The sequence below is a fragment of the Rhizobacter sp. P2_G4 genome, assembly GCF_056403575.1.
Genome location: NZ_JBFUFG010000004.1, coordinates 375,407 through 394,173, shown reverse-complemented (window position 1 = coordinate 394,173; position 18,767 = coordinate 375,407). Strand labels below are relative to the sequence as shown.

Below are 18,767 nucleotides of genomic sequence, written 5' to 3'. Positions count from 1 at the left end.
CCCAGATCAAACCCACGAGTCCAACATGATCAAACACACCCTCGCGCTTCTGGCGCTCGCCGCCGGCACGGGCTTCGCACAAGCCGGCACCGTGCAACTCACGGTGCTCGACAAGGACGGCAAGCCGGCACCGGATGTCGTGGTGCTGCTGGAGCCCGCTGCAAAGGCCAAGCCCACGCCGACCGCCAGCCCCGTGGTCATCACGCAAGAGGGCTCTCGCTTCGTTCCCTTTTTGACGGTGGTGCCCGTCGGCAGCACGCTGCGCTTCGTCAATAAAGACGACTACGACCACCACGTGCGCTCGGGACCCAGCGGCCCGCTGGGCAGCATCCCCGCGGCCAAGAGCTTCGAGATGCGGCTCGATGCGGCGCCCTCCAGTTCACCCGGCGGCACCGACCCGTACGGCAACGCGCCGGCACCCAAGAAAAAAGGCTCGGGCACCTCGACCGGTGAGGTGAAGGTCGACCAAGCCGGCCCCATCGCGCTGGGCTGCCACATCCACGGCTCCATGCGCGGGCAGGTCTACGTCGCCGACACGCCCTGGTTCGCCAAGACCGACGCCAATGGCGTGGCCAGCATCGAGGGCGTGCCCGACGGCGCTGGCCAGCTCACGCTGTGGCACCCCGACCAGCTGCAAGACCAGACGCCCGTGCCAGTGCAGGTGAGCGCGAGTCCCGTCAAGACGAGCACGCAGCTCAACTTCGTGCCACGTCGACGCCGCGGCTGAGCCTCGCGCGGCAACCCTAGAGGGCGTGGCGCTGACGTAGAGTCCCGCCATGTCATCGCCCCTGCGCCTGCCGTCGATCGACGGCCTGCGCGCATTCGAAGCCGCCGCCCGCCTGGGCAGCTTCGAGCGCGCCGCCGAAGCTCTTCACGTCACCGCCAGCGCGGTGAGCAAGCGCGTGGCCACGGTCGAAGACCTGCTGGGCACCCCCCTGCTCAACCGCGCCGCACGCACGCTCACGCTCACGCCCGTGGGCAAGGAATACCTGACGCAGGTCAGCGCCGCCCTGGCCCTGCTGGCCGCCATGCCGCAACACCAGCGTGCGCAGCAGCAGGCGCGCCGCCTGCGCGTCAGCGCGCCGCCCACCTTCGCGCGCGAGGTGCTGGTGCCGCAACTCGAATCGTTCACGCACGCCCATCCCGAGGTGGAGCTCGAGGTGGTGCTGTCGATTCCCTTCCTCGACGTCTCGGGCACCGAGGCTGACGTGGAAGTACGCCATGGCGACGTCGACACCGCGCTCGGCACACCGCTGATGCGCGACGTGGTGCTGCCCATGGCAGCGCCGGCGTTGCTGGCCCGCCTGCCGCCGCTGCGCGAGCCGGCCGACCTGGCCCACGCCCCGCTGCTGCGCACGCCGATCGAACCCTGGACACCCTGGTGGCGCGCCGCCGGGCTGGACTGGCCCGAGCCCGCCCAAGGCCCCCGCTTCATCGACCTCGGGCTCACGCTGGAGGCCACGGTGAGCGGCCAGGGCGTGGGCCTGATGCGCCCGAGCCTGGCGCGGCGCTGGATCGGCTATGGCGTGCTGCAGCCGTTGTTCGACCTGAGCGTGCCACCCGCCACCCATTACCACGTGCTGCCGCACGCCGCCGACGAGGCCGCCGAGGCCTTCGTGGCCTGGTTGGCCGAGATCAGTGCGCGGGTGGCCCGCGACGGGCTGCTGGCCGTCTCGGAAGCGCTTTCGCGCCGGGCCTGAAAATCTTTCCGCGCAGCGAGGCGCGGTCGCCCGTAGCATCGCCGCGGCCGAACGAGAACACCCGGAGACTCCCAATGCCCGTGATCACCAACATCGAAGACCTGCGCGTGCTGGCCGAAAAGCGCGTGCCGCGCATGTTCTACGACTACGCCGACTCTGGCTCGTGGACGGAAGGCACCTACCGCGCCAACGAGAGCGACTTCCAGTCCATCAAACTGCGCCAGCGCGTGGCGGTGAACATGGAAGGCCGCACCTTGCGCACCGAGATGGCAGGGCAGTCGACGGCGATGCCGGTGGCCATCGCGCCGACCGGGCTCACCGGCATGCAGCACGCCGACGGCGAGATCCTCGCGGCGCGCGCGGCCGAGAAGTTCGGAGTGCCGTTCACGCTGTCGACGATGAGCATCTGCTCGATCGAAGACATTCGCGCCCACACCAAGGCGCCGTTCTGGTTCCAGCTCTACTGGATGCGCGACCGCGACTTCATGGACCGCCTGATGGACCGCGCCAAGGCCGCAGGTGTTTCGGCGCTGATGCTGACGCTCGACCTGCAGGTGCTCGGCCAGCGCCACAAGGACCTCAAGAACGGCCTGACGGCACCGCCGAAGCCGACGCTCGTCAACATCCTCAACCTGATGACCAAGCCGCGCTGGTGCCTGGGCATGGCCGGCACCAAACGCCACAGCTTCGGCAACCTCGTCGGCCACGCCAAGGGCGTGAGCGACATGAGTTCGCTGAGCACCTGGACGCGCGAGCAGTTCGACCCGAAGCTCGACTGGAACGACGTCGAGTGGATCAAGAAACGCTGGGGCGGCAAGCTGATCTTGAAAGGCATCATGGACCCCGAAGACGCCCGCCTGGCCGCTGACAGCGGCGCCGACGCGATGGTCGTCTCGAACCATGGCGGCCGCCAGCTCGACGGCGCGCCCTCGTCGATCTCGGCGCTGCCCGCCATCGTCTCCGAAGTGGGCTCGCGCATCGAGGTGTGGATGGACGGCGGCATCCGCTCAGGCCAAGACGTGCTCAAGGCCGTGGCCCTGGGCGCCAAGGGCACGTTGATCGGCCGCTCGTTCCTCTATGGCCTGGGCGCGATGGGCGAAGCCGGCGTGACGAGAAGCCTGGAGATCATCGCCAAGGAACTCGACATCACGATGGCCTTCTGCGGGCACACCGACATCCGCACCGTCGACAGGAACATCCTGCTGCCCGGCACGTTTCCGGTCTGATGCCAGGGCCTGTTCACACCAGCACTCCCGGCGCGGCAGTCAAATAGCTTTGCAGCGCGGCGATCGCGTGCCGCACCTTGGCGGGCTGGTTTTCGCGTTGCGGCGTGACGGCCCAGACCGGAATCTCGGGCAGGCGCCAGTTGGGCAGCACGCGCACCAGCTGGCCGGCGCGCAGGGCGCCGTGCACGTCGGGATGGGTCACCACGGCCAGGCCCAGGCCGGCGGCGCACATCTGCTCGAGCGTCAGCTGGTTGTTGGTCGCGATGCGCGCTTCGAGGCGCAGGTTTTCTTGCTCGCCGCTCGGTCCTTCGAGCTGCAAGTGCAGGGCGGAGCCTTCACGCGAACCCACCATCCACTGGTGCGCCAGCAGGTCGGCCGGCGCCACCGGCGTGCCGTGGCGGCGCAGGTAGTCGGGCGAGGCGCAGAGCACCCACTCGAAGCTGCACAGGCGCTTGGCAGCCCACGATGAATCGGCCAGCCGGCCGGCGCGCAGCGCGAGGTCGATGCGGGCGTCGATCAGGTCGATCATCGCGTCGTCGACGAGCAGACGCAGCTTGAGTTCGGGGTAGGCCGCCAGCAGCGGTGCCAGCGCCGGCGCCACGTGGCGCGCAAAACCGACCGGCGCCGATATGCGCAGCTCGCCGCTGGGCGCATCGTGCGCCAGCACCAGCTGCTGCTTGGCCTGCTGAGCCGCGCTGACCATCGCGATGCAATGCTCGGCGAAGCGCGCGCCGGCATCGGTGGGCGTGAGCTTGCGGGTCGAGCGGTGCAGCAGCGTGACGCCGCTTGCCTGCTCCAGCTGCCGCACCTGCTGGCTGACGGCCGAGGTGCTCATGCCCATGGACCGCGCCGCCGAACTCATGGAGCCGTGCTGCACCACCGAGGCGAAAACCGCCATGCGCTTAAGATCGTCCACCGTGAAGCCCTGCTAAACAAACTTGTTCGATTTGACAGACTTCCGCCGCGATTGTGAAGCTCATATCGTCACTCCATCGCAATTTGACTGGAGTTGGACATGAAGATCGCACTCATCGGTGGCACGGGTTTCGTTGGTTCGGCGGTTCTGCAAGAGCTGCTGCAACGCGGCCACGAGGTCACGGCACTGGCCCGCAACCCGGGCAAGTACACCGGCCACGCCAAGCTCAAGGTGGTTGAGGCCGACGCGCTCGACGCCGCCCTGGTGGCCCAGGCCGTCGAAGGCGTGGACGCCGTGGTCGACTCCTACAACCCGGGCTGGACGGAACCGAAGATCCACGACATCTTCCTGCAAGGCACCCAGGCCATCCTCGACGGCGTGCGCCGCAGCGGCGTGAAGCGCGTGCTGGTGGTCGGCGGTGCCGGCAGCCTGTACGTTGCACCTGGCGTGCAGGGTGTGGACACACCCCAGTTCCCGGCCGAGTGGAAGCAAGGCGCGCTGGCTGCCCGCGAAGCGCTGAACATCATCCGCAAGGACACCACGCTGGACTGGACCTTCCTGTCCCCCGCCGCGCTGCTGGAGCCGGGCCCGCGCACCGGCAAATTCCGCATCGGTGCCGACGATTTGCTGATGGACGGCGACCACCCCGCCAAGATCTCGGTGGCCGACCTGGCCGTTGCCATCGCCGATGAAATCGAGACGCCCCGCCACATCCGGAAGCGCTTCACTGTCGCATACTGACCGGATGGCGATTGACCATCTTATTTTTCTCTACGACCCGATGTGCGGCTGGTGCTACGGCGCCATGCCGGCCATCCATGGCCTCGCCGACCTGAACGGGTGCATCGTCGAGCCGGTACCCACCGGTCTCTTCGGTGGGGCCCCGGACAAGCGCATCGACGCCGCGATGGCGCAGCACATCGAGCACACCGACGCACGCATCGCCAGCATGAGCGGCCAGCGCTTCAGCGACATCTACCGACGCAAGGTGCTGGGCAACCCCGAGATGCCGTTCGACAGCGGTCCTGCCACGTACGCACTGACCGCTGTCTCGAAGTGGAACGTGCTGCGCGAGCTCGACGGCCTGCACGCGCTGCAACGCGAGCGCTTCGTCGCCGGGCGCGACATCAGCGACCCCGATGTGATCGCCCAGGCCCTCGCCGCCTCGTTGGGCGACGACGCCGAGACCTGGATGGCGCGCATGGCCGACCCGACGCTGCCGCACGCCACCGACAAGCGCATGGGCCGGGCTCACAAGATCATGAAGTCCATCGGCGTGCAGGGCGTGCCGACCCTGGTGTGGCCCAGCGAGAAGGGCTTGCGGCTGCTGCCCGGGCAGTGGATGTTCAACGACAAGTCGCTCGCGCGGCAATTGGCCACACTCGGCTGAGCTGCATTTGAGCTGAGGGCTTTTTCGTTCTAGGCTGACGGCGTGTCCCAATCCATCGGGAGCAACGCATGACCCTGCAGCAGCTTCAGGCCATCAAGCTCTGGCACGTCGCCCACAAGCCCGAGCGCCCCATCGAATACCACGCCTGGGACAGCGTTCTCACGGCGTGGGTACTCGGCTGGATGGGCGAACCGGCCGCACTGATTCTCCGGTGGCCCAGCCTGGCGCTGAGTTGCCTGCTGCTCTTCATGGCGCCGAGCCTGTACGTGGCCCTGCGCCGCAGGCTGCACAAGTCGGGCCGGTTGCGCTGCGACTGGTTGAGTTCGCTGGGGCGTTGAGCCATATCCAGTGCCGAGGTTCAGGCCGCCTGCCGCGTGCGAATTTCATCCGCACTGCTCAAGAAGACGAGGTGTGGGATGCCCGTCTCTGCAAGGTGCGCCGCTCCCTACACTGCGGACATGCATTGCAAACTTCTGGCGCTGTCGGTGGAGGTATTGGTCGGGTGGTTGCTGGCCGCTTGTATGGCCCATGGCCAAACCGTCAACTTGGCCTACACCAGCGACGCTGCAAACTCGTATTCCGATGTGCCAGTGCCAGAGCTGGTGTATGCCCGCTTTGGCAAAAGCCCCGATCCAGTGGTGCGTGAGCAAGTGGCGCAGGGCATGTTTAACAGAGCCCTCCATCTGTCACGCAGCGGTGATGTGGTTCAGTCTCCGGTAGCCTACGACCAGGTATACGAACGGTTTGGCCAAGACGCCGCCCCCAATGTGCTGGTGGTAGTGCTCAAAGCGTTGATCAATAAAGGCTACGACCTGGGCCAACAGCAACAACTTGAATCCGAGCGCGCGGTGTATGCGCTGATCGACCGTCAATACGGCCAACGCCAGGAGCTGGTGCTGAAGAAAAAGCTGGCCGATGCGTTGTTTAACACCGGCATCAGTTGGAAAAATTCGGGCAACACAGCAGCTGCTCTTGAGGCCTACAAGCTCATTGACGCCCGCTTTGGTACAGAGACTGAGTCGTCCCTGCAAGCCAGCGTAGCGGTGGCGCTGGTAAATAGTGCCGTGTTGCTTGCGCGTACAGATGTGCCAGCCGCCATTGCCGTGTGTGACCAAATAAAAGCGCGTTATGGAAGCGCACCGTCGCCGCTGCTGCGCAAAAGGGTAGCGCAAGCCCAAGTGAACAAGGCCATCGGCCTGCAACGTTTAGGCGAAACCGCTCAAGCACTGCACACCTACGACTTCGTAGTGCAGCGTTTTGCGGCTGACACAGCGGCGCCGGTATTGGCAGAGGTTGGTAGGGCCTTGTATGGCAAGGCCATCAGCTTGGCGGACCTGGGGCGCACCGATGCGGCTATGGCGCTGTACGACACGGTGTACACCCGCTACGGCACCAGCCGCCACGCACCGCTACGTTTGGTGGCGATGCAGTCTGTGTTCAACATAGGCGTAGCACTGGCTGCGCGGGATCAACTGGAAGCTTCTGTTGCCAGCTACGCGTTACTGAGTAAAGCGCTGGACTACCAGGATGATGCCGACGTGCAAGAAATTGTGCTGCAAGGCATGGTGAATATGGGGGCCATGCTGCACAGGCTGAAACGCTATGGGCATGCCATCGATGTGTATGAGCGGGTGGTTCAGCGTTACCGCACAGACCTTGCGCATGGCATGCGTGAGCAGGTGGCATTTGCTTTCTTCAACCAAGGCGTCAGTGTCAAAGAATTCGCCGATGCGCGCAGCGTATTGGCGAACTACGACCGCGCCGCAAGAATTTTTTGTGCCGACCCTGATCCACAGTTGCGCGAGTTGGTGGCCGCCAAGCTCTACAACAAGGCTCAGCAACTGACCTTGCAAGAAAAGTATGCAGAAGCAGCACCCATTTACCAGTTGGTTTATGCCAGATTTGATGATGACACCGCGCCTGGCGTGCGCAAAGTGCTAGCCCTGAGCCTCAACAATATGGCCGCAGGTTCTGGCTTTGCAGGTGACCTGCAAGAAGAAAGACGAATTAACGATGTCTTAGCGGAGCGTTTCGCCACTGATGAAGACGCTGAAATTAGCGCCTTGGTGGCCCGAGCTCTAAGTAACGCCGCTGATGCACGGATGGTGCAGTCAAAGCAATGGCCGCAAAAGGCCCAAAGTCCGGCACATTTGCTGGCCCGCGCAGTGACCGACTTGCAAAAGGCGCGATCCATTTGCGCGCCAGAGGAATGCTCTGCGGTATTGGCGAATTTGGGCTATGCCCAATTTTTGAGTGGTGACGCTGCCATGGCAGAACAATCCATCCGCGAAGCGATACGACTGGGCGGAGCCCCCATCGTGGAAAACTTGCGCCGGGATGCCGTGCTGCATCGCCTAGAGCCTATCGATACACAGTTTGAAAAAATGCTCACTGTGTGGTCAAAACTTGCCCAACTGCCCTGATGCTGAGGGGTGCACACCACTGCACACTAAGGCCTGGTTCCCGTTACTTTTACAGAGGCTCAAATGCTGACCTGGGCTATACAAAGAGTTGGCTATGCCGACGAGCAAGTTGATCAACAGGGCACCACTGATGTGAACGCCTTCCTGCGCGCCTTCGATGCGTTCCCTTGGGTGGAACAAAACAACCAGTGGGACGAGACGCAGGACGGGCCGATGGCGGCGTTGATCCTGCAGAACGAGGCCGACAAGCGCAAACTTTGGATCACCGCTCTTGCGAGCGATGAAAAGCTGAACGACAGTTACTTCATCGCCGTCGAATGGACGGCGCCGCGCAAAAGCTTGTTCGGCTTTGGCCAGATCAAGATGGTTGAAGAAACGGCCGCGTTCAGCATGGTCGGCAGGCCGAATACGGAGCAACTCTGTCGCTTGTTCTGCGACTCGCGGTATGAGGAGTTCGACAGACAAATCGCCGAGTGGGTTCGGCGTGATCGTGATGGCGACTAACGCCAACCATTCCCCTCTCGCCTTCTAATCCGGCCGCCGTACGAAGCGGCCGTTTCAGTCGCGTTCCGTTGCTCAGCCGTCGATCAACACCGGGTCCCAGGCAAACACCTTCTGCCGCTGCTCGCCCAGGCCTTCGATGCTCAAGCGCATCTCGTCGCCGGGCTTCAGGTACAGCGGCGGCTTCTGGCCGAGGCCCACGCCAGGTGGCGTGCCGGTGCTGATCAGGTCGCCGGGGTACAGCGTCATGAAGCGGCTGATGTAGCTCACGAGCGAGGCCACACCGAACACCATGGTGGAGGTGCTGCCGTTCTGGAATCGCTTGCCGTTGACCTCGAGCCACATGCCCAGCGCCTGCGGGTCGGGCACCTCATCGGCGCTGACCATCCACGGGCCGACAGGGCCGAAGGTGTCGCAGCCCTTGCCCTTGTCCCAGGTGCCGCCACGCTCGAGCTGATATTCGCGCTCCGAGAGGTCGTTCACCACGCAGTAGCCGGCCACGTGCTTCAGTGCATCGGCTTCACTGACGTAACGCGTCTGGCTGCCGATCACCACACCGAGCTCGACCTCCCAGTCGCTCTTCAGCGAGCCCTGCGGCAACACCACCGGGTCATTGCAGCCGATCAGCGCGCTGGTCGTCTTCATGAACAGCACCGGCTCGGGCGGCACCGGCACGCCCGACTCGGCGGCGTGGTCGGCGTAGTTCAGGCCGACGCAGATGAACTTGCCCATGCCACGCCACGGCAGCCCGATGCGGCCGGGCTGAGCGACGACCGGCAAGGTCGCGGGATCGATCTCACGCAGGCGCTTCAGGCCGGTGGGCGTCAGCGTCTCCGGAGTGATGTCGGGCAGCACGGCGGACAGGTCGCGCACGCGCCCTTGGGCATCGACCAGCGCGGGTTTCTCGGCGCCCTTGGCGCCATGTCGCATCAGTTTCATTCGTCAACCTTGGTTAAGAAAATCAGTTGGACCAGCCGCCGTCGATGACCTGCGTGGTGCCGGTGGTGAACGCGGATTCGTCGCTGCCGAGGTACACGGCGAGCGCGGCGATCTCGCTTGCGCGACCCACCCGACCCACGGGCTGGCGCGCCACGAACGCGGCCTCGACCTGCGCCAGCGTCTGCCCCGCCGCCTGGGCCTGCGCCTCGATGCGCTGGCGCAGCGAAGGCGACTCCACCGTGCCGGGGCAGATGGCGTTGCAGCGGATGCCGCGCGCCACGAAGTCGGCTGCCACTGATTTGGTCAGGCCGATCACCGCGGCCTTGGTGGTGCCGTAGACGAAGCGGTTCGGCGCGCCCTTGATGCTGCTGGCCACCGAGGCCACGTTGATGATGGAGCCTCCGCCCTGCGCCAGCATGTCGGGCAGCGCGGCGCGAATGAGCCGGTACATCGAGCGCACGTTGAGGTTGAACGAGAAGTCCCACGCCGCCTCGTCGCAGTCGAGGATGGTGCCGGCGTGAACATAGCCCGCGCCGTTGAACAGCACATGCAGCGGGCCGATCGCAGCGACCGCATCGCGCACCGCATCGGCATTCGTCACGTCGAGCAGGCGTGTCTCGCAGCCGGTGTCGCGCGCCAGCTGGGCCAAGAGTTCGGCATTGATGTCGGCAGCGATCACGCGCGCACCTTCGCGCACGTAGGCCTCGACGGTGGCGCGGCCGATGCCTTGGCCGGCGGCGGTGATCAAGGCCGTCTTGCCTTGCAGTCGCCCGGTTTGGGGTGATGTCATCGATGACTCCGTGAAAGTGACGCTCCATTATCAAGTGGTCAGGCCACTTTTTGACAGGTCCTCGGGAGTAACCCCAGTCGTAAGAACCCCTGTTGAAGCCGAGCGCTGCGGATGCGACGATAAATTGGTCAGGCCAATTTTCTTGCTGTTCGCCCTTCCCTTCGTTGCTCCCTTTTCCTTGCCTCTCAGCCTCATGCCCCAGCCGCACCCCGACAACCGTCGCCTCTACCGACTCATCGCCGACCAGCTGATGCAGATGATCGGGAGCGGTGAGTACCCGACCGGTGCCCGGCTGCCGGCCGAGCGCGACCTGGCCGCGCAACTCAGCGTGAGCCGGCCGTCGGTGCGCGAAGCGCTGATTGCGCTCGAGGTCGAAGGCGTGGTCGAGGTGCGCGGCGGCGCAGGTGTGTTCGTGTCGCAGCGTCGCCGCAGTGCACCGGTCGACCCGCTCGCGCCGTTGCCCGGGCCCTTCGATCTGATCAAGGCGCGCTGGATCGTCGAATCAGAATCGGCCAGCCTGGCCGCCACGCACGCCACGCCGGAACAGCTGGGCGGCATGAAGCGCGCGCTCGACGACATGCGCGCCTCGCCGACGCACAACGAAGTGACACTCGAGGCCGACCAGCGCTTCCATCTGCTCATCGCCGAAGCCAGCGCCAACAGCGCGTTGGTGATGCTCACCCGCCAGTTGTGGGACGCGCGCCGCGGCCCGCTGTACCTGCAGTTCGAGTCGCACTTCTCCGGCAAGGAGATCTGGCGCCAGGCAGTGGACGAGCACGCCGAGATCCTGCATGCCATCACGTCGCGCGACGGCCGCACGGCCCGCAACGCCATGCGCAAACACATGAAAAACGCCGAACTGCGCTTTGCCTCCAGCTGGCGCCCCGAGGAGACCCAGTGAACCAGCCTGCAAAACCCGCGGTGGACGAAGCCGCGCCCGTGTTGAACGCCGAGGGCGAATTCGACATCCACGACGAGGCCATCGACCTCTCGCACTACGCCGCCGAAGACTGGCTTGCCGTCGCGCTGTTCTGGGTGCTCGGCCTCATCGTGTTCTACCAATTCTTCACCCGCTACGCGCTCAACGATTCGGCCGCGTGGACGGAAGAGATCGCGCGCTATTTCTTGATTGGCACGGTATTCATCGGCGCCGCGATGGGCGTGCGAAAGAACAACCACATCCAGGTGGATTTTTTCTACCGCGTGTTGCCGCACGGCCTGATGCGCTGGATGTCCACACTGGTCGACGTGGTGCGCATCAGCTTCTTCGCCGCCTGCGTGTTCATGACCTGGCAGCTGATCATGAAGATCGGCGGCAGCCGCATGGCCGTGGTCGAGTTGCCGATGGGGCTGGTCTACGGCGCGGTGCTCGTGGGCTTCGTGCTGATGACCTGGCGCGCCATCGGCGTGGCCATCGCCAACTGGAAGCGAGGTGCCTCGGTGCTCGAGCAGCCTGAGCTTGCCGAGGAGCCGACATGAACGCCGGTGCTTTCAAGCTGCTCTTCTTGGCGATGATGGGCGCCGGCATCCCGGTCGCCATCGCGATGGCCGGTGCGGCGCTGGTGTACGTCATCGCCACCGGCAACCCACCGCCTTATGTGGTGATCCACCGCATGGTCGGCGGCATCGACAGCTTCCCGTTGTTGGCCGTGCCCTTCTTCATCCTCGCCGGCAACCTGATGAACTGCGCCGGCATCACCACGCGCATCTACAACTTCGCGCTGGCACTGGTGGGCTGGCTGCGCGGCGGGTTGGGCCACGTGAACATCGTCGGCTCGGTGGTCTTTGCCGGCATGAGCGGCACCGCCATCGCCGATGCGGCAGGCCTGGGCACGATCGAGATCAAGGCCATGCGCGAGCACGGCTACGACGCCGAGTTCGCGGTCGGTGTCACCGCCGCCTCGGCCACGCTGGGCCCGATCATTCCGCCCTCGCTGCCCTTCGTCATTTACGGCATGTTCGCCAACGTCTCGGTGGGCGCGCTGTTCCTCGCGGGGCTGATACCCGGCCTCGTGATGACGGTGATGATGATGCTCACCGTCGCCTGGTTCGCGCACCGCAAGGGCTGGGGCCGCGACATCGCCTGGCAGTGGGCCCGCGTTCGCAAGGCGCTGATCGAACTCGCGCTGGTGGTCGGCCTGCCGCTCGCGCTGTGGTTGGTGGCACGCGCCGGCGCGAACATGACGTACGCAGTGCCCATCGCCTTGGCACTGCTGCTGTCTGCCGACTGGAAGTTCCGCTTCAACGCGGTGCTGCCCATCATGACGCCGGTGCTGCTGATCGGCGGCATGACCACCGGCCTCTTCACCGCCACCGAAGGCGCCATCGCCGCCTGCGCCTGGTCGCTCTTTCTCGGCGTGGTCTGGTACCGCACCATCAACTGGCGCTTGTTCGTCAAGGCGTCAATGGACACGGTGGAAACCACCTCCACCGTGCTGCTCATCGTAGCGGCCGCGTCCATCTTTGGCTGGATGCTCACGGCCACGCGCACCACCGAAATGATCGCCGCGTGGATCCTCACCTTCGCCGATGAACCGTGGAAATTTTTGCTGCTGGCGAATGCGCTGATGCTCTTCGTCGGCTGCTTCCTCGAGCCCACCGCGGCCATCACCATCCTCGTTCCCATCCTGCTGCCCATCGTTCGCCATCTCGGGATCGACCCCATCCACTTCGGACTGGTGATGGTGCTCAACCTGATGATTGGCCTGCTGCACCCGCCGATGGGTCTGGTGCTGTTCGTCCTGGCGCGCGTGGCCAAGCTGTCGGTGGAGCGAACCACGATGGCCATCCTGCCGTGGCTTGTGCCGCTGCTGCTGTCGCTGGCGCTGGTCACTTTCGTTCCCGCCATCGCGCTGTGGCTGCCCCGTGTGCTCGGCTGAGTCCATCGTCTTCATACCTTCCTCATGCTTCCTGAAAGAACTCTCATGAACCGTCGCCTCCTCCTCACCGCCAGCCTGCTGGGCGCGTTCGCCGCGCTGCCAGCCCACGCGGCCGACTATCCGAACCACCCGGTTGAACTGGTCGTGCCCTACAACGCCGGCGGCGGCACCGACGCGTTGGCGCGCGCATTCGCCGACGTCGCGCGCAAGCACTTCGCGCAACCCATCGTGGTCTACAACCGGCCGGGCGCCAGCGGCGTGATCGGCTGGAGCGATGTGCTGAACAGCAAGCCCGATGGCTACAAGCTCGCGCTGATGACGGTGGAGCTCACTACCCTGCCCCACCTGGGTCTGCAGAAGTTCAGCCACGAAGAGTTCACGCCCATCGCGCGTATGAACGCCGACCCCGCCGCCATCACCGTGAAGGCCGATGCACCGTGGAACACCATCGAGGAGTTCATCGCCGCGGCCAAGAAAGCCAACGGCGAAACCAAGATGGGCAACTCGGGCAACGGCTCGATCTGGCACCTGGCAGCCGCCGCGCTCGAAGACTGCACCGGCGCGAAGTTCAGCCACATCCCCTACCCCGGCGCGAACCCCGCGGTGCTGAGCCTGCTCGGCGGCCACATCGATGCGGTGGCCGTGAGCCCCGCCGAGGTGGCACCCCACGTGGCCACCGGCAAGCTGAAGATGCTGGCGGTGATGGCCGACCAGCGCCAGAAAGGTTTCGAGAAAGTACCCACGCTGAAGGAGCGTGGCATCGACCTGAGCGTGGGCACCTGGCGCGGCCTGGGCGTGCCCAAGAACACGCCGAAAGACGTGGTCGACATCCTGAAGACCGCCACGCAGAAGACCATGCAAGAGCCCGCCATGCACGAGGCCATGGACAAGCTGGCACTCGGTTATGCCTATGCCGACGACGACGCCTTTCGCGCCGTGATGGCGCGCGACAACGAGACCTTCAAGACCCTCATCCCCAAGCTTGGTCTGAAGAACTGAGCCGACACACGCACTACCTGAAGGAGACACGCATGAACAAGAGAACCACCCTGAAGACCGGCTGCGCTGCGCTGCTGTTGGCACTTGGCGCAGGCAGCACCTGGGCCCAGACGCAGCTCAAGTGGGCCCACGTCTACGAGATCGGCGAGCCGTATCACAAGCAAGCGTTGTGGGCGGCCGAAGAGATCAAGAAACGCAGCAACGGCAAATACCTGATCGAAGTGTTCCCCGCCTCCACGCTGGGCAAGGAGACCGAGATCAACCAGGGCCTGACGCTTGGCACCGTGGACATCATCTACACCGGCGTGGCCTTCGCGGGTCGCACCTATCCGCCGATATCGATCGCCGCAGCGCCTTTCATGTTTCGCGACTACGCCCACTGGCAGTCCTTCCGCAATGGGCCGATCTTCAAAGAGCTTGCCACTGCCTACGACGAGAAGAGCGGTGGCCACCACGTTGTCGGCTGCACCTACTACGGCCTGCGCCACATGACGGCCAACAAGCCCATCCTGAAGCCCGAAGACATGAAGGGCATGAAGCTGCGCGTGCCCGATGCACCGCTGTTCACCATGTTCCCGAAAGCCGTGGGCGCGAACCCAACCCCCATCGCATTCGCCGAGGTCTACCTTGCGCTGCAAAACGGCACCGTCGATGGCCAGGAGAACCCGCTGCCCACCATCGAGGCCAAGAAGTTCTACGAAGTGCAGAAGCACATCATGCTGACCGGCCACATCACCGAATCGCTGCTCACCATCGTCGGCAGCTCCACCTGGGCCAAGCTCCCCGAGGCCGACAAGAAGCTTTTCTCCGACGTGCTGTGGGAAGCGTCGACCCGCGCCACCAGCGACATCGTCGAGGCCGAGAACCGCCTCGTCGCCGACTTCCAGAAGCGCGGTGTCTCGGTGCTCAAGGTCGACCGCGGCCCCTTCATCGCAGCGGTGCAGAAGTCGCTGACGAGCCCGGATGCACCGTGGCCGAAGGCGCTGTACGACCGGGTGCAGGCGATCAAGTAAGAACCCCTGTCTGCGTCATTCCCGACTTCGCGGGAATGACGCGCCGGCCTAGCGAATCCACGCTCCCGCCCGCAGCCAGTTCTCGCACAGCTGCGTCCAGATCGCGATCGGGTAGCCCACGGCATTGCGGATCGCGAAGCCGTGTTTGCCGTCCTGGAACACATGCAGTTCGGCGGGCACGCCTGCCTCCTTCAGCGCGTCGTAGAAGCGGGTGCTGTTGCGCGGGTCAACGCGGTTGTCGTTGTCGGCGGTCACCAGGAAGGTGGGCGCGGTGATCTTGTCGACCAGGCGGTCGGTGGGGTACTCGTCGTACAGCGCCTGCTTCTGCGGCGGCTCCACGGGCTTCTGCTCGGGCAGGATCAGATACTTTCTCGCGTTGCCCGAATGCGGGCCGTAGGCCAGCACCATGAAGTCGGGCCGGGCGCTCACGCCGGCTTCATCTTGCACCGGCTCGTACACCTTGTGGGCATAGGCGGTGCCGATCATCGAGGCCGCATGGCCACCCGATGAGAAGCCGAAGAGGCCGATCTTCTGCGGGTTGAGGCCCCATTCGGCTGCATGCAAGCGAATCAGGCGCATCGCGCGCTGGCCGTCCTGCAGCGGCACCTGCGGGCCGCTCGCATGGCCTTCGCCAGGCAGGCGGTGCTTCAGCACAAAGGCCGTCACGCCCAGCGTGTTGAGCCATTTGGCGATGTCGGTGCCCTCCTTGTCGATCACCAGCGAGGTGTAGCCCCCGCCCACCGTGATAAGGGCCGCCGTGCCGTTGGGCTGCGCCGGCAAATGCGCCGTGACCGTGGGCACGGCAATGCCCGCCAGCGTGCGCTGCGGGTCGCCGGGCTTTCCGGCATCGGTACTCGTCTCGGTGAGGGAGACACCTTGCGACCCCGGCGGCGTGCCGGGCCACAGCGGGAGTTCGTCACCAGGCTTCAAAGGCGCGGCGAACACAGGGGCGGCATGCATGCCGGTGGCAAGCATCACGGCGGCCAGCGCGGCCGTGGGGAAGGATGAGCGTGACATGGGAAGAGTCCTCTTGCGGCGGCGGCAACAGGAACTCACCGCGGGCGACCGCCGCCCAACGCGCCTTCAACCATCGCCGGGTCAGTGACCCAAAGGCGACGCCGGTTCTTGAAAGGCGTCGTCGCAGGCCGACGGCTTCTGAAGCCAGGTGAGTCCACCGACCATTCCGCGTTCGCTGCCCAGGCAGTGGGGCACGGCGCAGAGGCCACGCGGATCATAGGCCGCGACGGCATCGCGGCACATCGTGGATTTCCGCCTTCGCGGGAATGACGAGACGGTCACATCACAGCGCCGAGCTGCCAGGGCACGAACTCGTTGTCGCCCATGCCGTGCTTCTCGCTGCAGGTGGGCGCGCCCGACGCAGTCGCGAGCATCAGCTGGAACAGGGCAGCGCCCGCCTCGGCCACGCTTTGCCGGCCTTCGACGATCTCGCCGCAGTTGAAGTCCATGTCCATGCCCATGCGCTTGAACAGCGTGTTGTTGGTGGCGAGCTTGAGCGAGGGCGTGGGCTTGCAGCCGTAGGTGGAGCCGCGGCCGGTGGTGAAGCAGATGAGGTTGGCGCCGCCCGCCACCTGCCCGGTGGCCGACACCGGGTCGTAGCCCGGCGTGTCCATGAACACCAGGCCGCGTGCCGTCACCGGCTCGGCGTATTCGTAGACCGCCATCAGGCCGGTGCTGCCGCCCTTGGCCACCGCGCCGAGCGACTTCTCGAGGATGGTGGTGATGCCACCCGCTTTGTTGCCCGGCGAGGGGTTGTTGTTCATGTCGCCGTTGTGCTGCCGGGTGTAGCCCTCCCACCAGTGGATGCGCTGCATCAGCTTGTCAGCCACCGCGGGCGACACGGCGCGTGCGGTCAGCAGGTGTTCGGCGCCGTAGATCTCGGGCGTTTCGGAGAGGATGGCCGTGCCACCCTGCGCCACCAGCAAGTCGACCGCGGCACCGAGCGCGGGGTTGGCGCTGATGCCCGAGTAGCCGTCGGAGCCGCCGCACTGCAGGCCCACGGTGAGATGGCTTGCGCTCACCGGCGTGCGCTCCACCGCGTTGGCATGCGGCAGCATGTCGCGCAGCAAGGCCAAGCCCTGGTCGACGGCCTCGCGCGTGCCGCCTTCTTCCTGGATGGTGAGCGCCGCCACCAACCCCGGCTCGCGCGCGTTCAGGCTCTCGACCAAGGGCGCAATCTGGTTCACCTCGCAGCCGAGGCCGATCACCAGCACGCCGGCAAAGTTAGGGTGGTCGGCATAGCCGCGCAGCGTGCGGCGCAGCAGCTCGATGCCTTCGCCGCTGCCGCCCATGCCGCAGCCGCTGCCATGGGTGATGGCCACCACGCCGTCGACCATCGGGTAGTCGCGCAGCGCATCGCCCTTGAAGGCGTCGGCGATGTAGCGGCACACCGTGGCCGAGCAGTTGACGCTCGCAATCACGCCCAGGTAGTTGCGCGTGCCCACGCGGCCGTCGCGCCGCACGATGCCCTGGAAGCTGGCGGTCGACGCGGCCCCTCGCACCGGCCGGTAGCTGGCACCGATGTGGTGGTCGTGGCTGTCTCCCCCCATGCCCAGGTTGTGGACGTGCACGTGGTCACCCGCAGCGATGGCCTGCGTGGCCATGCCGATCACCTGGCCGTACTTGCGCACCACCTCACCCTCGGCAATGGCCCGCAGCGCGACCTTGTGGCCTGAAGGAATGACGGCCTGGCTGACGATGCTGACGCCGCCGATCGACAGCGCCGTGCCGGCTGGAATCTCATGGCGTGCCACCGCCACGTTGTCGGCATCGCTCAAAAGGATGAGGGGTGCGGGTTCGGTACTCATGGTGTGTCTCGCAAGGGGTCAGCCAAGGGTAGTGCTTTCCAGCGCGGCGTGCAGCCGCGTTTGCGCCAAGGGCAGCTTCAGCTCACGAGCCAGCGCCACTGCCGGGGCGAAGCGTCGCTGCTTCTTCTGCGCATGGTTCTGCGCGATGTCGGCCAGCCGGTGGGCGAGGTAGGGATTGAGCAGGCGGTCGCGCAGTTCGTCGAGGTAAACCAAGGCCGTCTCGCGCTGGCCGAGCGCGTCGAACAGCGGTAGCACCTCGTCGACCCACACGGTCTCGAGCTCGCCCCGCATCGCCGGATCGTGCATGGCCTGCAGCACGGTCTCACCCGGCGGGCGGTGGTCAAGGAGCCAGCGCTCGGCCAGAAAGGTGTGGCCGAGGTTCAGCAGCAGCAGCTTGAGCCGCTCATGGTGTGCCAGGTCGTCGGTCAGCACGATGGCCTCATGCGTGCAGGGCAGCACCAGGCGGGGCTGGCGCTCGATGGCCCACAGCGCGTAGGGCTCGGCGACTGCGCCGACCGGCTGCAGGGCTTCGGAGACGATGCGATCGACCAGCGAGTTGGCCCACACGCAATGGCGCTCCAGGTAGGCCAACAGGCCGGCTGGTGCGGCCCACTGCTGCGCGAGCTGCATCACGACGCCACGCAGCACGTCGCCGTTGCGCGAGACCAGCTCACAGGGGTAGATGGACAGCGGCGCATCGGGCCGCTGAAGCCAGCGGCCATGCAGCAGCACCAGCAGCTTGGCCGGAAAGCTGCGCGGCACCCGCTCGGGCTGAGTCAGCAAGACAGCGTCGTCGTGCTCGTCGAGCTGGTAGCCGCTGTCACCGGTGTTGGAGACGATCACCTGCGCGTCGCACGCTAACTCGCGCACGCGCGCCCATTGCGTGTCGGCGTTCACCGCCTCGCGCACCGCTTCGCCGCGCAGCGTCACGTCGACCGTGGCACCTTGGCGCACACCGCGGACGCGCACCGGATAGCCTCCTCCTGCCGACAAGGCGGCCACACGAGTTGAGCTCTCGGCGCTCCGCGTCGTCTGCACGACCGCGATGCCACCAAGCGCTTGGCCCGTGGCCATCGCCTGTGACACGAACAGATCAACGTGAGCCTGCAAGAAGCGGCTGGTTCCAAACTGCAGGATAGGCATGGTCATGTCGGCCCCTCGTCCGA

Annotated in this window: 19 protein-coding genes; 13 read left to right on the top strand and 6 right to left on the bottom strand. The window is 65.7% G+C overall.

Features of this window, described 5'->3' with window-relative positions; genetic code table 11:
• Positions 1-25: 25 nt before the first annotated feature.
• From AC1DYS_RS17810 to AC1DYS_RS17800, 3 genes are all read left to right on the top strand, one after another.
• Entirely contained in the window at positions 26-727 is a 702-nt protein-coding gene (locus tag AC1DYS_RS17810; protein ID WP_477901496.1) for a cupredoxin domain-containing protein, read from the top strand.
• Positions 728-776: 49 nt separating this feature from the next.
• Positions 777-1,700, top strand: a complete 924-nt coding sequence (locus AC1DYS_RS17805; protein ID WP_477901494.1) for a LysR substrate-binding domain-containing protein — start codon at positions 777-779, stop codon at positions 1,698-1,700.
• Positions 1,701-1,774: 74 nt separating this feature from the next.
• The gene (locus AC1DYS_RS17800) at positions 1,775-2,926 is read left to right on the top strand and encodes an alpha-hydroxy acid oxidase (protein ID WP_477901492.1); all 1,152 of its coding nucleotides are present in this window, start codon (positions 1,775-1,777) and stop codon (positions 2,924-2,926) included.
• A 13-nt stretch (positions 2,927-2,939) separates the two neighbouring features.
• Here AC1DYS_RS17800 and AC1DYS_RS17795 read toward each other — a convergent pair whose 3' ends face one another.
• On the bottom strand, positions 2,940-3,842 hold the full coding sequence (locus tag AC1DYS_RS17795) for a LysR family transcriptional regulator (RefSeq protein ID WP_477901490.1): 903 nt from the start codon (positions 3,840-3,842) through the stop codon (positions 2,940-2,942).
• Between the two features lie 99 nt (positions 3,843-3,941).
• Between AC1DYS_RS17795 and AC1DYS_RS17790 the strand changes: the two genes are divergently transcribed.
• The 5 genes from AC1DYS_RS17790 (at position 3,942) to AC1DYS_RS17770 (ending at position 8,159) form a co-directional block, all read left to right on the top strand.
• The gene (locus AC1DYS_RS17790) at positions 3,942-4,583 is read left to right on the top strand and encodes an NAD(P)-dependent oxidoreductase (protein ID WP_477901488.1); all 642 of its coding nucleotides are present in this window, start codon (positions 3,942-3,944) and stop codon (positions 4,581-4,583) included.
• A 4-nt stretch (positions 4,584-4,587) separates the two neighbouring features.
• Positions 4,588-5,232: a DsbA family protein gene (locus AC1DYS_RS17785; RefSeq protein WP_477901486.1), complete on the top strand. Its 645-nt coding sequence runs from the start codon at positions 4,588-4,590 to the stop codon at positions 5,230-5,232.
• Between the two features lie 68 nt (positions 5,233-5,300).
• Entirely contained in the window at positions 5,301-5,570 is a 270-nt protein-coding gene (locus tag AC1DYS_RS17780) for a hypothetical protein (RefSeq protein WP_477901484.1), read from the top strand.
• A gap of 120 nt (positions 5,571-5,690) precedes the next feature.
• The gene (locus AC1DYS_RS17775; protein WP_477901482.1) at positions 5,691-7,655 is read left to right on the top strand and encodes a tetratricopeptide repeat protein; all 1,965 of its coding nucleotides are present in this window, start codon (positions 5,691-5,693) and stop codon (positions 7,653-7,655) included.
• 63 nt (positions 7,656-7,718) lie between these two features.
• Entirely contained in the window at positions 7,719-8,159 is a 441-nt protein-coding gene (locus AC1DYS_RS17770) for a hypothetical protein (RefSeq protein ID WP_477901480.1), read from the top strand.
• 72 nt (positions 8,160-8,231) lie between these two features.
• Here AC1DYS_RS17770 and AC1DYS_RS17765 read toward each other — a convergent pair whose 3' ends face one another.
• On the bottom strand, positions 8,232-9,095 hold the full coding sequence (locus AC1DYS_RS17765) for a fumarylacetoacetate hydrolase family protein (protein WP_477901478.1): 864 nt from the start codon (positions 9,093-9,095) through the stop codon (positions 8,232-8,234).
• A 22-nt stretch (positions 9,096-9,117) separates the two neighbouring features.
• Positions 9,118-9,885, bottom strand: a complete 768-nt coding sequence (locus AC1DYS_RS17760) for an SDR family oxidoreductase (RefSeq protein ID WP_477901476.1) — start codon at positions 9,883-9,885, stop codon at positions 9,118-9,120.
• A gap of 193 nt (positions 9,886-10,078) precedes the next feature.
• Here AC1DYS_RS17760 and AC1DYS_RS17755 point away from each other — a divergent pair, with 193 nt between their 5' ends.
• The 5 genes from AC1DYS_RS17755 to AC1DYS_RS17735 are packed head-to-tail and all read left to right on the top strand — an operon-like array spanning position 10,079 to position 14,776.
• On the top strand, positions 10,079-10,786 hold the full coding sequence (locus tag AC1DYS_RS17755; protein WP_477901474.1) for a FadR/GntR family transcriptional regulator: 708 nt from the start codon (positions 10,079-10,081) through the stop codon (positions 10,784-10,786).
• Positions 10,783-11,364 (top strand): TRAP transporter small permease, encoded by a 582-nt coding sequence (locus AC1DYS_RS17750; protein WP_477901472.1) that lies wholly within the window; start codon positions 10,783-10,785, stop codon positions 11,362-11,364. The genes AC1DYS_RS17755 and AC1DYS_RS17750 overlap by 4 nt, the downstream gene beginning before the upstream one ends.
• Positions 11,361-12,764, top strand: a complete 1,404-nt coding sequence (locus AC1DYS_RS17745; protein WP_477901470.1) for a TRAP transporter large permease — start codon at positions 11,361-11,363, stop codon at positions 12,762-12,764. Before AC1DYS_RS17750 ends, AC1DYS_RS17745 begins: the two co-directional genes overlap by 4 nt.
• 45 nt (positions 12,765-12,809) lie before the next feature.
• Positions 12,810-13,763: a tripartite tricarboxylate transporter substrate binding protein gene (locus AC1DYS_RS17740; RefSeq protein ID WP_477901468.1), complete on the top strand. Its 954-nt coding sequence runs from the start codon at positions 12,810-12,812 to the stop codon at positions 13,761-13,763.
• Between the two features lie 32 nt (positions 13,764-13,795).
• Positions 13,796-14,776 carry a sialic acid TRAP transporter substrate-binding protein SiaP gene (locus AC1DYS_RS17735; RefSeq protein WP_477901466.1) on the top strand — a complete coding sequence of 327 codons (981 nt, stop codon included), beginning with the start codon at positions 13,796-13,798 and terminating at the stop codon, positions 14,774-14,776.
• Between the two features lie 48 nt (positions 14,777-14,824).
• Here AC1DYS_RS17735 and AC1DYS_RS17730 read toward each other — a convergent pair whose 3' ends face one another.
• From AC1DYS_RS17730 to AC1DYS_RS17720, 3 genes are all read right to left on the bottom strand, one after another.
• Entirely contained in the window at positions 14,825-15,793 is a 969-nt protein-coding gene (locus AC1DYS_RS17730; RefSeq protein ID WP_477901464.1) for an alpha/beta hydrolase, read from the bottom strand.
• Positions 15,794-16,071: 278 nt separating this feature from the next.
• Positions 16,072-17,601 carry a UxaA family hydrolase gene (locus tag AC1DYS_RS17725; RefSeq protein ID WP_477901462.1) on the bottom strand — a complete coding sequence of 510 codons (1,530 nt, stop codon included), beginning with the start codon at positions 17,599-17,601 and terminating at the stop codon, positions 16,072-16,074.
• A gap of 18 nt (positions 17,602-17,619) precedes the next feature.
• The gene (locus AC1DYS_RS17720; protein ID WP_477901460.1) at positions 17,620-18,750 is read right to left on the bottom strand and encodes a mannitol dehydrogenase family protein; all 1,131 of its coding nucleotides are present in this window, start codon (positions 18,748-18,750) and stop codon (positions 17,620-17,622) included.
• Positions 18,751-18,767: the final 17 nt, after the last annotated feature.

What these genes read in the sequence shown, in the direction of transcription:
- AC1DYS_RS17810 (WP_477901496.1), top strand. Translation starts at nt 26, where the DNA reads ATGATCAAACACACCCTCGCGCTTCTGGCGCTCGCCGCCGGCACGGGC.
- AC1DYS_RS17805 (WP_477901494.1), top strand. Translation starts at nt 777, where the DNA reads ATGTCATCGCCCCTGCGCCTGCCGTCGATCGACGGCCTGCGCGCATTC.
- AC1DYS_RS17800 (WP_477901492.1), top strand. Translation starts at nt 1,775, where the DNA reads ATGCCCGTGATCACCAACATCGAAGACCTGCGCGTGCTGGCCGAAAAG.
- AC1DYS_RS17790 (WP_477901488.1), top strand. Translation starts at nt 3,942, where the DNA reads ATGAAGATCGCACTCATCGGTGGCACGGGTTTCGTTGGTTCGGCGGTT.
- AC1DYS_RS17785 (WP_477901486.1), top strand. Translation starts at nt 4,588, where the DNA reads ATGGCGATTGACCATCTTATTTTTCTCTACGACCCGATGTGCGGCTGG.
- AC1DYS_RS17780 (WP_477901484.1), top strand. Translation starts at nt 5,301, where the DNA reads ATGACCCTGCAGCAGCTTCAGGCCATCAAGCTCTGGCACGTCGCCCAC.
- AC1DYS_RS17775 (WP_477901482.1), top strand. Translation starts at nt 5,691, where the DNA reads ATGCATTGCAAACTTCTGGCGCTGTCGGTGGAGGTATTGGTCGGGTGG.
- AC1DYS_RS17770 (WP_477901480.1), top strand. Translation starts at nt 7,719, where the DNA reads ATGCTGACCTGGGCTATACAAAGAGTTGGCTATGCCGACGAGCAAGTT.
- AC1DYS_RS17765 (WP_477901478.1), bottom strand. Translation starts at nt 9,095, where the DNA reads ATGAAACTGATGCGACATGGCGCCAAGGGCGCCGAGAAACCCGCGCTG.
- AC1DYS_RS17760 (WP_477901476.1), bottom strand. Translation starts at nt 9,885, where the DNA reads ATGACATCACCCCAAACCGGGCGACTGCAAGGCAAGACGGCCTTGATC.
- AC1DYS_RS17755 (WP_477901474.1), top strand. Translation starts at nt 10,079, where the DNA reads ATGCCCCAGCCGCACCCCGACAACCGTCGCCTCTACCGACTCATCGCC.
- AC1DYS_RS17745 (WP_477901470.1), top strand. Translation starts at nt 11,361, where the DNA reads ATGAACGCCGGTGCTTTCAAGCTGCTCTTCTTGGCGATGATGGGCGCC.
- AC1DYS_RS17740 (WP_477901468.1), top strand. Translation starts at nt 12,810, where the DNA reads ATGAACCGTCGCCTCCTCCTCACCGCCAGCCTGCTGGGCGCGTTCGCC.
- AC1DYS_RS17735 (WP_477901466.1), top strand. Translation starts at nt 13,796, where the DNA reads ATGAACAAGAGAACCACCCTGAAGACCGGCTGCGCTGCGCTGCTGTTG.
- AC1DYS_RS17730 (WP_477901464.1), bottom strand. Translation starts at nt 15,793, where the DNA reads ATGTCACGCTCATCCTTCCCCACGGCCGCGCTGGCCGCCGTGATGCTT.
- AC1DYS_RS17725 (WP_477901462.1), bottom strand. Translation starts at nt 17,601, where the DNA reads ATGAGTACCGAACCCGCACCCCTCATCCTTTTGAGCGATGCCGACAAC.
- AC1DYS_RS17720 (WP_477901460.1), bottom strand. Translation starts at nt 18,750, where the DNA reads ATGACCATGCCTATCCTGCAGTTTGGAACCAGCCGCTTCTTGCAGGCT.